At 70.0% G+C, this 12836-nt stretch carries 12 protein-coding genes and 1 tRNA gene; 8 read left to right on the top strand and 5 right to left on the bottom strand.

The window, feature by feature from the left end; translation table 11 throughout:
* Positions 1-137: 137 nt before the first annotated feature.
* Complete coding sequence (locus ABD268_RS18690; protein WP_344155882.1) at positions 138-1604, top strand: glutamate synthase subunit beta; 1467 nt, start codon at positions 138-140, stop codon at positions 1602-1604.
* 160 nt (positions 1605-1764) lie between these two features.
* Positions 1765-3228 (top strand): pyruvate kinase, encoded by a 1464-nt coding sequence (pyk, locus tag ABD268_RS18685; protein WP_344155879.1) that lies wholly within the window; start codon positions 1765-1767, stop codon positions 3226-3228.
* Positions 3229-3231: 3 nt separating this feature from the next.
* Here the strand turns inward: pyk and ABD268_RS18680 are convergent, their stop codons facing one another.
* Both ABD268_RS18680 and ABD268_RS18675 read right to left on the bottom strand, forming a co-directional pair.
* Positions 3232-3975, bottom strand: a complete 744-nt coding sequence (locus ABD268_RS18680; protein ID WP_344155876.1) for a helix-turn-helix domain-containing protein — start codon at positions 3973-3975, stop codon at positions 3232-3234.
* A gap of 43 nt (positions 3976-4018) precedes the next feature.
* A tRNA-Leu gene (locus tag ABD268_RS18675) sits at positions 4019-4091 on the bottom strand.
* A gap of 183 nt (positions 4092-4274) precedes the next feature.
* Between ABD268_RS18675 and ABD268_RS18670 the strand changes: the two genes are divergently transcribed.
* The 5 genes from ABD268_RS18670 to ABD268_RS18650 all read left to right on the top strand — a co-directional run bounded on the left by ABD268_RS18670 (position 4275) and on the right by ABD268_RS18650 (position 9281).
* Positions 4275-4877 (top strand): ANTAR domain-containing response regulator, encoded by a 603-nt coding sequence (locus ABD268_RS18670; RefSeq protein ID WP_344155873.1) that lies wholly within the window; start codon positions 4275-4277, stop codon positions 4875-4877.
* A gap of 158 nt (positions 4878-5035) precedes the next feature.
* Entirely contained in the window at positions 5036-6370 is a 1335-nt protein-coding gene (locus tag ABD268_RS18665; protein ID WP_344155870.1) for a branched-chain amino acid ABC transporter permease, read from the top strand.
* A gap of 13 nt (positions 6371-6383) precedes the next feature.
* Positions 6384-7556 (top strand): branched-chain amino acid ABC transporter permease, encoded by a 1173-nt coding sequence (locus tag ABD268_RS18660; RefSeq protein ID WP_344155867.1) that lies wholly within the window; start codon positions 6384-6386, stop codon positions 7554-7556.
* Positions 7549-8508, top strand: coding sequence for an ABC transporter ATP-binding protein (locus ABD268_RS18655; protein WP_344155864.1), 960 nt, complete (start codon positions 7549-7551; stop codon positions 8506-8508). Before ABD268_RS18660 ends, ABD268_RS18655 begins: the two co-directional genes overlap by 8 nt.
* On the top strand, positions 8505-9281 hold the full coding sequence (locus ABD268_RS18650) for an ABC transporter ATP-binding protein (RefSeq protein WP_344155862.1): 777 nt from the start codon (positions 8505-8507) through the stop codon (positions 9279-9281). The genes ABD268_RS18655 and ABD268_RS18650 overlap by 4 nt, the downstream gene beginning before the upstream one ends.
* Before the next feature lie 84 nt (positions 9282-9365).
* Here the strand turns inward: ABD268_RS18650 and ABD268_RS18645 are convergent, their stop codons facing one another.
* The gene (locus ABD268_RS18645) at positions 9366-10718 is read right to left on the bottom strand and encodes an ABC transporter substrate-binding protein (protein WP_344155860.1); all 1353 of its coding nucleotides are present in this window, start codon (positions 10716-10718) and stop codon (positions 9366-9368) included.
* Between the two features lie 136 nt (positions 10719-10854).
* Entirely contained in the window at positions 10855-11601 is a 747-nt protein-coding gene (locus ABD268_RS18640; protein ID WP_344155858.1) for a DUF554 domain-containing protein, read from the bottom strand.
* A 115-nt stretch (positions 11602-11716) separates the two neighbouring features.
* Between ABD268_RS18640 and ABD268_RS18635 the strand changes: the two genes are divergently transcribed.
* Positions 11717-12304 carry a GNAT family N-acetyltransferase gene (locus tag ABD268_RS18635; protein WP_344155855.1) on the top strand — a complete coding sequence of 196 codons (588 nt, stop codon included), beginning with the start codon at positions 11717-11719 and terminating at the stop codon, positions 12302-12304.
* 13 nt (positions 12305-12317) lie between these two features.
* On the opposite strand, the gene ABD268_RS18630 is transcribed toward ABD268_RS18635, so the two are convergent.
* Complete coding sequence (locus tag ABD268_RS18630) at positions 12318-12791, bottom strand: PaaI family thioesterase (protein WP_344155852.1); 474 nt, start codon at positions 12789-12791, stop codon at positions 12318-12320.
* Positions 12792-12836: the final 45 nt, after the last annotated feature.

Here is a 12836-nt window from a genome sequence, read left to right as displayed (position 1 = left end):
GAAGACATGGAATTCCAGCACAGCATGGTGGGCCGTTGCTCGCCGGCGAAGGAGGCCCTCCATGGCTGAGCGAAGCGAAGACATGGAATTCCAGCACAGCATGGCGGGCCGTTGCTCGCCGACGAAGGAGGCGTGCAATGGCTGACCCCAAGGGATTCCTCAAGCACGGCCGCGAGGTGGCCGGGCGCCGGCCCGTCGAGGAGCGGGTGCAGGACTGGAACGAGGTCTACCCGGGAAGTGCCGGGCGTGCGCTGCTGCCGATCATCACCGAGCAGGCCGGCCGCTGCATGGACTGCGGCATCCCGTTCTGCCACCAGGGCTGCCCGCTCGGGAACATCATCCCGGAGTGGAACGACCTGGTCTGGCGTGACGACTGGGAGGGCGCGATCGAGCGCCTGCACGCGACCAACAACTTCCCGGAGTTCACCGGTCGCCTGTGCCCGGCCCCGTGCGAGACCGCCTGCGTGCTGGGCATCAACCAGGACCCGGTCACCATCAAGAACGTCGAGGTCTCGATCATCGACAAGGCTTGGGAGACCGGCAACGTCCGGCCGCAGCCGCCGGAGTGGCTCTCGGGCCGCACGGTCGCCGTGGTCGGCTCCGGACCCGCGGGCCTGGCCGCCGCGCAGCAGCTGACCCGCGCGGGCCACACGGTCGCGGTCTACGAGCGGGCCGACAAGATCGGCGGGCTGCTGCGCTACGGCATCCCCGAGTTCAAGATGGAGAAGCAGCACCTCGACCGGCGGCTGGACCAGATGCGGCGCGAGGGCACCGTGTTCCGGGCCGGCGTCGATGTCGGGGGCGACCTGACCGGCCAGAGCCTGCGCGAGCGGTACGACGCGGTCGTGCTCGCGATGGGCGCCACCGAGCCCCGCGACCTGCCGATCACCGGCCGCGAGCTCGGCGGGATCCACCAGGCCATGGAGTTCCTCCCGCAGGCCAACCGGGTGGCGCTCGGCGAGGAGGTGGAGGGCCAGCTCACCGCCGAGGGCAAGCACGTCGTGATCATCGGTGGCGGTGACACCGGCGCGGACTGCCTCGGCACGTCCACCCGCCAGGGTGCCGCCTCGATCACGCAGCTCGAGATCATGCCCGAGCCGCCGCAGCTGCGGCCGTCCGGCCAGCCGTGGCCCACCTACCCGATGATCTTCCGGGTCTCCTCGGCCCACGAGGAGGCGGGGGAGCGGGTGTACTCCGTCTCCACCCAGGAGTTCCTCGGCGACGAGGACGGCAACGTCCGGGCGCTGCGCCTGGTCGACGTGAAGTTCGAGGACGGCAAGCTGGTGGAGCTCGAGGGCACCGAGCGGGAGATCCCGGCCGAGCTGGTGCTCTTCGCCATGGGCTTCACCGGCCCCGAGAAGGCGGGGCTGGTCGAGCAGCTGGACGTGGACCTCGACGGGCGCGGCAACGTCGCGCGCGACGCGGCGTACATGTCGTCGGTGCCGGGTGTCTTCGTCGCCGGCGACGCCGGCCGCGGCCAGTCGCTCATCGTGTGGGCGATCGCCGAGGGCCGGGCCGCCGCCGCGGCCGTGGACACCTTCCTCACCGGCTCCACCACGCTGCCCGCGCCGATCGAGCCCACCGAGCGCCCTCTGGTGGTCTGAGCTCCGACGCCGAGTCGGCGCAGTTCCACCCGCAGCGCACGTCGAGTCGGCGCAGTTGTCCCGGACATCCGGAACAACTGCGCCGACTCGGCCGACTGATCGCCCGGGGTGTCGACGCGGCCAGTGTTGGAACGATCTAAGAACCCGCTAGGCTGCGTCCGTGCGTAGAGCCAAGATCGTCTGCACCCTCGGCCCGGCAACCTCCTCCCCGCGACGGATCCGCGAGCTGGTGTACGCCGGCATGGACGTCGCGCGGCTGAACATGAGCCACGGCAGCCATGCCGACCACGCCGAGGCCTACCGCCTCGTGCGGGAGGCCTCGGACGCGAGCGGCCACGGGGTCGGCATCTTCGCCGACCTGCAGGGCCCGAAGATCCGGTTGGCGACGTTCGCCGACGGGCCGGTGACGCTGCGCCGGGGCCAGGAGTGGACCATCACCACGCGTGACGTCCCGGGCGACGACAAGCAGTGCGGTACGACGTACTCCGGGCTGCCGGGCGACGTGAACGTCGGCGACCCGATCCTCATCGACGACGGCAAGGTGCGCCTGCGGGTGACGGCGGTGGAGGACCGGGACGTCCGCACCGAGGTCCTCGTCGGCGGCAAGGTCAGCAACCACAAGGGCATCAACCTGCCCGGGGTCGCGGTCTCCGTGCCGGCGCTGTCGGAGAAGGACATCGAGGACCTGCGGTTCGCGCTGCACCTGACCGTGGACTTCGTCGCGCTCAGCTTCGTTCGCGACGCCAAGGACGCCGACGACGTCCGCAAGATCATGGACGAGGAGGGCATCCGCCTCCCCGTCATCGCGAAGATCGAGAAGCCGCAGGCCATCGAGAACCTCGACGAGGTGATCGCGGCGTTCGACGGCTTCATGGTGGCGCGCGGCGACCTCGGCGTGGAGTGTCCGCTCGAGGACGTGCCGTTCCTGCAGAAGCAGGTCATCGAGAAGGCCCGGCTCAACGCCAAGCCCGTCATCGTGGCCACGCAGATGCTCGAGTCGATGGTGTCCAACCCGGCGCCGACACGCGCGGAGGCCTCCGACGTCGCCAACGCCGTCCTCGACGGTGCCGACGCGGTGATGCTGTCCGGCGAGACGAGTGTGGGGGAGTACCCCGTCCACACCGTCGAGACGATGGCCCGGATCATCACCGCGACCGAGCGGCGAGCCATGGAGCAGGCCGGTCCGGGCAGGGTCCGCGAGATCGACTGGGACCCGCACACCAAGGGCGGTGTGATCGCCAAGGCGGCCGCGGAGGTCGCCGAGCGGATGGAGGCCAAGTACGTCGTGGCGTTCACCCAGAGCGGCGACTCGGCCCGCCGGATGTCCCGGTTGCGCGGACCGGTCCCGCTGCTCGCCTTCACCCCCGAGGCCGCGGTGCGCTCGCAGCTGTCCCTGTCGTGGGGCGTGGAGACGTTCAAGACCTCGCCGGTGCAGCACACCGACGAGATGGTGCGCCAGGTCGACGAGCAGCTGCTGCGCATCGGCCGGGTCGAGGAGGGCGATCTCGTCGTCATCATCGCGGGCAGCCCGCCCGGCATTCCGGGGTCGACCAACGCGCTGCGGATCCACCGCATGGGCGACGCGATCAACCAGGTCGCCCCCGCCTATCGCCGTCCTCAGTGACGCTCACCGCTTCGGCCCGATCAGCTCGTCGAGCCGCGCAACGTCCGCATGCCGTGAGACGCTGAGCGTCTTCCAGTTCGACCGGCGCCAGGCGACCCCGACCAGGTCGAGCGCCCAGCCGCAGAGCCCGCGGATGTCGTCGGACACGTTGGTGAACTGCCACCTCGGGTAGTCGTAGCGCTTGCGCTCGCCCGCGACCATCCGGCTCGCCCAGTTTCGCACCCAGGACCCGTCGGAGTGGAACAGCCCGCGGAGGAAGTCGGCGGGTTGAGCCTGGACGATCTCCCGCTGCCACTCCTCGAGCACGATCGGCCGCTCGTGCTTGCGCCCCGGCCCGTGCTGGGGAAAGAGGCAGGGCCAGTGCTTCCAGTGCGACTGGACGACGACGCACCCGGGTGCCGTGACCCGGAAGGCGGCGCGTGTGGAATGCACTGCCGTCACGGCGGCAACGACGTCGTGCACGACGAGGGGGTACTGCGTGTCGCATGAGATGCGAAGTGCGACGTAGCGGGCAGCCTCGCTCAGGCATCCGTCGCCGAGGTAGTAGCCCAGGAGCGCGGCGTACTCGGGGCCGGGCAGGTCCGAGTCCTCGCACGCGGGACAGCAGGCCTGCTCCGGGCGGGGGCCCTGCTCGCGCCAGCACCGCAGGGTGGAGCGGCTGACCGACAGCTCCCGGCTGACCTCGGACAGCGTGGCGCCCGACCGAAGTCGATCCAGTGCCTGCTGTCGCACCGCGCGGGAGCGCATGCCGTGAGGGTGCCAGCCAGCGCCGACAGGAGGTGCCGATCCGTGCCCCGGGTGGGATTCGAACCCACACTGAATGGTGTTTGAGACCATCGCCTCTGCCGTTGGGCTACCGGGGCCGGCGCGGCATGACCTTATCCGATGCGCGACCGCGAGCACCCCTTGGCGACGGAGCTGAGCCGGCGCCGCGTCGAGCGTGACGAGGTCGAGCTCCACCTGGCCGAGCTCAACAGCCGGCGCGCCGCCTCCGCCTGACCTGACCGGCGGGGGAGCAGCCGGTCCGCTGCGGATAATCTGTGCGCGTGACCCAGCCCGCCACCCCCGCCACGCGCACCGTCGTCATCGCCGAGGACGAGGCGCTGATCCGCATGGACCTGGCCGAGATGCTCACCGAGGAGGGGTACGACGTCGTGGGCCAGGCCGGCGACGGCGCCAAGGCCGTCGAGCTCGCCGAGCAGCTCCGGCCCGACCTGGTCATCCTGGACGTCAAGATGCCGGTGCTCGACGGGATCGCGGCCGCGGAACGGATCGCGAGCCAGCGCATCGCCCCGGTGGTCATCCTCACTGCCTTCTCCCAGCGCGACCTGGTCGAGCGGGCACGGGACGCCGGCGCGATGGCCTACCTGGTCAAGCCGTTCTCCAAGGGCGACCTGGTGCCGGCGATCGAGATGGCCGTCAGCCGGTTCTCGGAGGTGACCCTGCTCGAGCAGGAGGTCGCCGACCTGCAGGACCGGCTGGAGACGCGCAAGGCGGTCGACCGGGCCAAGAGCGTCCTGCAGCAGCAGCTCGAGCTCTCCGAGCCGGAGGCCTTCCGGTGGATCCAGAAGACCGCCATGGACCTGCGGCTGTCGATGCGACAGGTCGCGGAGGGTGTCGTCGCCCACGGTCCCGGCCTGGCCGGCTGACGCTCCGACCTTCCGGGGCGCTGGTGGCACGGGCACGTCTCGCCGATGTCACGACTCGGTAAAGGCCGCGCCTGGTCTCGCCTGGGTTGTGGCGCGGCCCACGTGCGGGACCCCTAGACTGCCGGGCAGCGCCCGCCCGGGTGCGTGAGGAGGGCCAGTTGATTTCTCGACCCACAGTCCGTGAACGGGACCCAGGAACGGGCGTCGCCCGAGGCGTTGCCGGCTTCGTCGCACTGCTTCTCCTGTCCCCGCTCCTCCTGCTGATCTCGGCCCCGCCGGCGGGTGCCGTCGGCACCCTGTGCCTGCCGTCCGACACCGCGGCCTGCATCGCCGGCACCGTCCGCTCCGACGAGGGCGTCGTCCCGGACGTGAAGCTGACGGTCACCGACGAGGCGGGCAACGCCCAGGAGGTCGTGACCGGCGAGGACGGACGGTGGAACGTCTCGGTCAAGGAGGAGGGGCCCTACAAGGTCGCCCTGCAGGAGGACACGCTGCCCGACGGCGTGGCCGCCTCCGGCGCCTCCGAGATCACCGTCCAGGCGAAGTTCTCCAAGACCACGCCGGCGCTGATCCCGGTGCGGACCTCGGCGTACGTCTCCTCCACCAGCAAGTTCGACGAGCTGGTCCAGAGCTCGGCCAACGGCCTGCGGCTCGGGCTGCTGCTGGCGCTTGCCTCGATCGGGCTGTCGCTGATCTACGGCACCACCGGCCTGTCGAACTTCGCGCACGCCGAGCAGGTCGGCCTCGGCGGCATCCTCGGCTACGTCCTCATCAACGAGCACGGGCTCAACCTCTGGGTCGGCGGCATCCTCGTGGTGATCCTCTGCGGGTTCACCGGCTGGCTCCAGGACCGCGTGATGTGGCAGCCACTGCGCCGCCGCGGTCTCGGGCTCACGCAGCTGATGATCGTGACGATCGGTCTCTCGCTCGCACTGCAGTACACCTTCCAGTACACCGTCGGCGCGCGCACCGTCCGCGTCGTCCAGGACAACCCCTCGGTCCGCGAGTTCGGCCCGATCACGATGACGAACCAGTCGTTCGTGGCGATGGGCATCTCGATCGTCGTCATCGCCGCCGTCGGCTACGCGCTGCTGCGCACCCGCGTGGGACGCGCCACCCGCGCCGTCTCCGACAACCCGGCCCTCGCCGCGGCCTCGGGCATCGACGTCGACAAGGTGATCCGGCTCGTGTGGACCGTCGCCATGGCGCTCGCCGGCCTGTCCGGCCTGCTGTACGCCCTGGTCACCAACGGCATCAAGTGGGACTCGGGCATGCAGATCCTGCTGCTGCTCTTCGCGGCGGTCACCCTCGGTGGCCTCGGTACGGCGTTCGGGGCCCTGGTCGGGTCGCTCATCATCGGCCTCGTCGTCGAGCTCTCCCCGGTCCTGGGCATGCCCGGCGACTTCAAGTACGCGACCGCGCTGTTGATCCTCATCCTCCTGCTGCTGGTCAGGCCGCAAGGCCTGCTCGGTCGCCCGGAGCGGGTCGGTTAGGAAGGACACGGGTATGGACACCATCCAGGCAATCCTGAACTCGATGATGCGCGAGGCGATCTCGCCGCAGACGGCCGCCGTCGCGATCGCGGCCATCGGCCTCAACGTCCACTTCGGCTTCACGGGCCTGCTCAACATCGGCCAGTCGGGCTTCATGCTGCTCGGTGCCTACGGGTTCGCGATCTCCCTCGGCCACGACCTTCCGCTGATCGCGGGCCTGCTGATCGGATTCGGCGCGGCGTTCGTCTTCGCGCTGGTGCTGGGCGCGCCGACCCTGAAGCTACGGGGCGACTACCTGGCGATCGTGACGATCTCCGCAGCGGAGATCATCAGGTACGTCGGCAGATCCGCGTTGCTGACCGACTTCACCGGTGCGGCCCAGGGCCTCCAGGGCGTCACGTACCGCACGCCGTTCACCGACCTGTCGTTCTTCGGCGGCGGCACCACCACCCTGAGCCCGTTCAACTACGCGGACGTCGCGGGCGGCGCCGTGTGGGTGCGGCTGCTCGGCTGGCTCCTCGTGATCGCCTGCATCACCGGGATCGTGCTCCTCGTCCGCGGGGCGCAGCACAGCCCGGCGGTGCGGTACGCCGGGATCGGCGGGCTGTTCGTGGTGACCGCGTTCCTGCTGTTCTTCCTGGCGCCCGCGAGCTACCAGAACACCGGTGTCAGCGGCTGGTGGGTGCGGTTCGCAGCGTGGCTGCTGGTCGCCATCTCGGCGCTCACCGTGTTCCTGCTGGTGCGCAGCCCCTGGGGCCGGCTCCTGCGGGGCATCCGCGAGGACGAGGACGCGATCCGCAGCCTCGGCAAGAACGTCTTCGCCATCAAGATGCAGGCGCTCATCATCGGCGGCCTGTTCGGCGCCCTCGGCGGCATGGTCTACGTGCTGCCGGCGTCGGTCCAGCCCGATTCCATGGGCCGCTCGCTGACGTTCTTCTGCTACACGGCACTGCTGCTCGGCGGCGCGGCCACGATCTTCGGGCCGATCCTGGGAGCCGTGCTGTTCTACGCGGCGCGCATCATGATCAAGGGCGTCGCCAACGCCTACATCCCGGACACCATCATGAACAACCAGCAGACCGAGCAGTTCTCCTTCATCGTCGTGGGCGTCGCGCTGATGCTGATCGTGATCTTCCGGCCACAGGGAATCCTCGGGAACAAGAGGGAGCTGCGATTCAATGTCTGAGTCCACCATGGCCCGGTCCGACCTGGCCGACCCCACAGCCCGTCGGGCGTTGATGGCCGGCGTCGACACGACGCCGGGCTCCACCAAGCCGGACCCGATCCTCGTGGTCGACAACATCGTCCGGCAGTTCGGCGGCATGACCGCCGTCGACGTCGAGCACCTCGAGGTGCAGCGCGGGATCATCACCGCGCTGATCGGTCCGAACGGCGCCGGCAAGACGACGTTCTTCAACCTGATCACCGGCTTCGACCGGCCCAGCTCCGCGAAGACGGGGGCGCACTGGTCCTTCGACGGCGCCACCCTCGACAAGACCTCCGCCTCCAGCGTGGCGAAGGCCGGCATGGTGCGCACGTTCCAGCTCACCAAGGCGCTGAGCCGGATGACCGTGATGGACAACATGATGCTCGGTGCCCAGGGCCAGGCCGGGGAGAACCTCCTCAAGTGCGTCTTCAAGCCGATGTGGCGCGGCCAGGAGCGGGCCATCGAGGACAAGGCCAAGGAGCTGCTGGCCCGCTTCAAGCTGCTGGAGAAGAAGGACGACTACGCCGGCAGCCTGTCCGGCGGCCAGCGCAAGCTCCTCGAGATGGCCCGCGCGCTGATGAGCGACCCGAAGATGATCATGCTGGACGAGCCCATGGCCGGCGTGAACCCCGCGCTCACGCAGTCGCTCCTCGGGCACATCCAGAGCCTGCGCGACGAGGGCACCACGGTGCTCTTCGTCGAGCACGACATGCACGTGGTCCGTCACATCTCCGACTGGGTGGCCGTGATGGCCGAGGGCAAGCTGGTCGCCGAGGGGCCCGCCGACTCCGTCATGTCCGACAGAGCGGTCATCGACGCCTACCTCGGCGCCCACCACGACACCGACCTCGGTGACGACGCGCTCCTCACCGACGAGGTGGTCGAGGAGATCGAGCAGCAGGTCGCCGCCGAGCAGGAGGACAAGTCATGAGCGCAGAGCCCCAGCCCAGCACGCAGCAGGCGGTCGTCGAGGCCAAGGACGTGGTCGCGGGCTACCTGCCCGGGGTCAACATCCTCAACGGCTGCAGCCTGGTGGCCTACCCCGGCGAGATGATCGGCATCATCGGCCCGAACGGCGCCGGCAAGTCGACGCTGCTCAAGGCCATGTTCGGCCTGGTCAAGGTCCACTCCGGCACCGTCATGCTCGGCGACCGCGACATCACCAACGCCAGGACCAACCGGCTGGTCGAGATGGGCGTCGGCTTCGTGCCGCAGACCAACAACGTCTTCCCGACGCTCACGATCGAGGAGAACCTCCGGATGGGGCTGTTCATGCGCCCCAAGAAGATCACCGAGCGGCTGGCGGCGATGTGGGACCTGTTCCCGGTCCTGCACGACCGCCGCAACCAGCGGGCCGGTGCGCTCTCCGGAGGTGAGCGGCAGTCCCTCGCCATGGCCCGGGCACTGATGATGGAGCCGTCGGTGCTGCTGCTCGACGAGCCCTCGGCCGGCCTGTCCCCGGTGCGGCAGGACGAGACGTTCCTGCGCACCCGCAGGATCAACAAGACCGGCGTGTGCGTGGTGATGGTGGAGCAGAACGCCCGGCGCTGCCTGCAGATCTGCGACCGCGGCTACGTGCTCGACCAGGGCCGCGACGCCTACACCGGCACCGGCCGCGAGCTCGCCAACGACCCCAAGGTCGTCGAGCTGTACCTCGGCACCCTGGCCGAGGACGTCGAGGAGGAGCGCACCGAGCACGCCTGACGCTCGACCGCCCGGCAGACACGCAGAAGGGCCCCGGACCGAGTGGTCCGGGGCCCTTCCGTGTGGTTCACACGAGCGTCGGGATCAGGAGGAACCCTCCACCGAGTTGGTCAGCTCGTTCTTGTTGTCGCCGTTGAAGGTGTAGATGCCGATGAAGGCCGACGACGGGTCGTTCTTGTCGTTGATCGGACCGATGCCCGAAGGTCCGGCGTACCGGATCTCCTTGCCGTCCTCGAGCAGCTTGACGCAGTCGGCGTAGGTCTTGCACTCCTCGCCGTCGGTGGCACCGGAGACGGCCGCGTAGTTCTTCTGGATCGTCTCGGGGTCGGTGGCACCACCCTTCACCGCAGCCAGGGCGGCGAGGATCGTGGCGTCGTAGGACTCCGCGCCGTAGGCGAAGTCGGTCAGCGCCTTGCCCTCGCCCTTCTCGGCCCAGCCACTGAGCCGGTCCTTGAAGGTCCGGTCGGGGTCAGCGCCGGGGATGGTGCCCTGGGCGCCCTCGAGGGTGCCGGCCTCGAAGGTGTCGCTGTAGTCGGCCGTGTTGCCGTCGGAGAAGTAGGTCTTCGACATGTCCCAGCCCTGCGAGGCGAGCTCGGGGACGATCTGCTTGGTCTCGTCGAAGGCGAGCACGACGATGGCGTCGGGCTTGGACGCGAGCGCGGCGCCGACCTCGGACGAGAACGTCGTCTGGCCGGCCGGGAACTCGTCGCCGTCACCCTTGCAGCCGTACACGCACTCGCCACCGGAGGACTCCACGGTCTGCTGGACCGCGTTGCGCAGGCCGGTGCCGTAGGTGTCGTTGAACACCAGGAACGCGACCTTCTGGTAGCCGTCGGTGCTGATCAGCGTGCCGAGGGCGTTGCCCTGGATGCCGTCCGGCGGAGCGGTACGGAAGTAGTACGGCGAGTAGCCGCTCAGGTCCACCGCGGTGTTGGCGGGGGAGACCTCGACGATCTTGTTGTCGGCGAACGTGTCGACCACGTTCAGCGACACGCTGGAGGAGGCGGCGCCGACCACGATCGACGGCTTGTTGGCGACGAGCGTGCCGGCCGAGGACGTGGAGACCGACATGTCGGTCGAGTCGCCGGAGTCCTGGATGTCGTGGCAGGCCTTGGCGCCGTCCACGCCGCCCGCGGCGTTGATGTCCGAGACAGCGAGACCCACGCCAGCGACCTCCGGGGGACCGAGGAACGCCAGGTTTCCGGTGAGCGGCAGGATGCCGCCGACCCGGAGGGCGTTGGCACTCGTCTGGCCACCGGAGCACTTGTCGTTGGTGAAGTTGTCGCTCGAGGAGCTGCTGTCGGATCCCGTGGACGACGGGTTGTCCGAAGCACTGCCCTCGGAGGAGTTGTCGGACCCACAGGCGGTCAGGGCCAGGCTGAGTACGGCGGTGCCGGCCATCAGCCTGCCCCACGTGGCGGTTCTGGATCGATTCACTTGGTGAACCTTTCTGTCGCGATTCGGTGCACTTCACCGCAACCCGTCCCCCGAGAGGTTGGGCAGGCCCTGACACGGTAGGACCGTGTGCAGGGCCTCGGGATGCAGCGCACCCTGTCGTGACCGAACCGTTACGTCAATGAATCCACGCCGCGAGCTGCACGAGTAGTGGCGCGAAGACCAGCGCGGGGAGCAGGTCCGCGACGGGGATCTCCCGCACCCGCAGCAGCCGCAGGGCGACCCCGACCAGCAGCAGTCCTCCGGTAGCGGTCAGGGCGGCGAGGTGCGGCGCGGGCAGCACGTCACCGAGCAGGAAGCCGACCACGGTCAGGCTGCCCTGGACGGCGATGACGGTGATCGCGCTCGCGGCGACGCCCCAGCCGAAGGAGGCAGCGAACGCGATCGCGGCGAAGCCGTCGAGGACCGCCTTGAGGAAGAGCTGGTCCGCGCCGTTGCCCAGGCCGTCGTTCAGGGAGCCGAGGATCGTCAGCGGGCCGGTGCAGAACAGCAGCGACGCGGTGACGAACCCCTCGATGAAACGGTGCCGCTCGACCGACCCGGCGTCACCGGCGAGCCGGGTCTGGAGCCAGCCGCCGAACGACTCCACCCGCTGCTCGAGGCGCAGCAGCGAGCCGAGGATCCCGCCGAGCAGGAGCGAGCCGAGCACCACCAGCATCGGGGCGCTCGAGCCGACCGCGTCGGACAGGTCGGAGTCGAGGACCGCCACGGCGGAGGTGCCCGCGATGAGCAGCGTCACCAGGCCGAGGGAGTCGGTCACGACGTCGCGCGTCCGGACCGGCAGCCGGTTCCCCAGCACCACTCCGACGGTCGATCCGACCAGCACCGTCGCGACGTTGACGGCCGTGCCGATACCGGGGAACACGGGACTCCTCTGACAGGTCGGGAGGCATGAGCGTAGTCTCGCGGTCTGGAGTCGCGCTCGGGGGACCAAGAGGCGCGGCCGGCACGGCAGGACCGCCCGAAAGGCTCACGACGAGATGACCCGCTCCCTGGTGACGCTGCGCTGCGCGATGCCCTCCGACGCATCCCGGCTGGCCGAGCTCTGGGCCGAGGTGCTGCGGCGCGGTGACCACGAGGAGCAGGCCGCGGACCTGCTCTCGATCATCGAGCGCGCCGCCGGCGCGACGGACGAGCGCGTCGTGGTCGCTGAGTACGACGGTGAGGTCGCCGGGGCGGTCCACCTCTGCGTCACCACGATGACCCCGCTCAACCTCGAGCCCGCGGTGCTGGCCGTCTCCCCGCACGTCTTCCCCGACTTCCGCCGGCACGGGGTCGGCCGGGCACTCATGGACTCGGCCGTCTCCTTCGCCGAGGACCTCGGCATCGGCCACGTGGCGACCGCCGCCGCCTCCGGCTCCCGGGACGCGAACCGGTTCATGGCGAGGCTCTCGCTGGGGCCGCAGGCCGTGCTGCGCGTGGCGACGACCCACGCCGTACGCTCCAAGCTCACCGCCCAGCGCCCGTCGGCGCAGCGTGCCGGCGGACGACAGCTCACGCAGGTCCTCGCGGCCAGGCGGTCGATGCGCAAGAACCAGGCATCGCCGGTCGGCGACGCACAGGGCTGAGCGAGGAGCCGGCTCAGCCGCTGAGCTTCTCCCGCGGGATCAGCGCACAGGTGATCCGGGACGTGCACAGCCGGCGGCCGCTCTCGTCGGAGATCACGACCTCGTAGGTCGCGGTGCTCCGGCCGAGGTGCACGGCGGTGGCGACACCCGTCACCAGTCCGGACCTCGCCGAGCGGTGGTGGGTGGCGTTGATGTCGACGCCGACCGAGAGCCGGTCCGGGTGCGCGTGCGCGGCGGACCCGACCGAGCCGAGGGTCTCCGCGAGCACCACGGAGGCGCCGCCGTGCAGCAGGCCGTAGGGCTGGGTGTTCCCCTCGACCGGCATCGTCGCGACGACCCGCTCGGCCGAGACCTCGACGAGCTCGATGCCCATCCGTTCGTTCAGGCTGCCCATGCCCTGGGGCATCGCGGAGATGAAGTCGTCGACGGGGATGCCGACAGCGGACGCGGTGGTCTCGTCGGTCTTGTCGGTCTTGTCGTGGGGCATGGCGCCATTGTTGCCGACGCCCTCACCGGCCCGAGGACCGTCCCC

Source organism: Nocardioides koreensis (genome assembly GCF_039531775.1).
GTDB lineage: Bacteria > Actinomycetota > Actinomycetes > Propionibacteriales > Nocardioidaceae > Nocardioides > Nocardioides koreensis.
Note: the sequence above shows the minus strand (reverse complement) of the source record. Positions and strands in the feature narration are given on the sequence as shown.

What these genes read in the sequence shown, in the direction of transcription:
- ABD268_RS18690 (WP_344155882.1), top strand. Translation starts at nt 138, where the DNA reads ATGGCTGACCCCAAGGGATTCCTCAAGCACGGCCGCGAGGTGGCCGGG.
- ABD268_RS18650 (WP_344155862.1), top strand. Translation starts at nt 8,505, where the DNA reads ATGAGCGCAGAGCCCCAGCCCAGCACGCAGCAGGCGGTCGTCGAGGCC.
- ABD268_RS18680 (WP_344155876.1), bottom strand. Translation starts at nt 3,975, where the DNA reads ATGCGCTCCCGCGCGGTGCGACAGCAGGCACTGGATCGACTTCGGTCG.
- ABD268_RS18660 (WP_344155867.1), top strand. Translation starts at nt 6,384, where the DNA reads ATGGACACCATCCAGGCAATCCTGAACTCGATGATGCGCGAGGCGATC.
- ABD268_RS18655 (WP_344155864.1), top strand. Translation starts at nt 7,549, where the DNA reads ATGTCTGAGTCCACCATGGCCCGGTCCGACCTGGCCGACCCCACAGCC.
- ABD268_RS18630 (WP_344155852.1), bottom strand. Translation starts at nt 12,791, where the DNA reads ATGCCCCACGACAAGACCGACAAGACCGACGAGACCACCGCGTCCGCT.
- ABD268_RS18635 (WP_344155855.1), top strand. Translation starts at nt 11,717, where the DNA reads ATGACCCGCTCCCTGGTGACGCTGCGCTGCGCGATGCCCTCCGACGCA.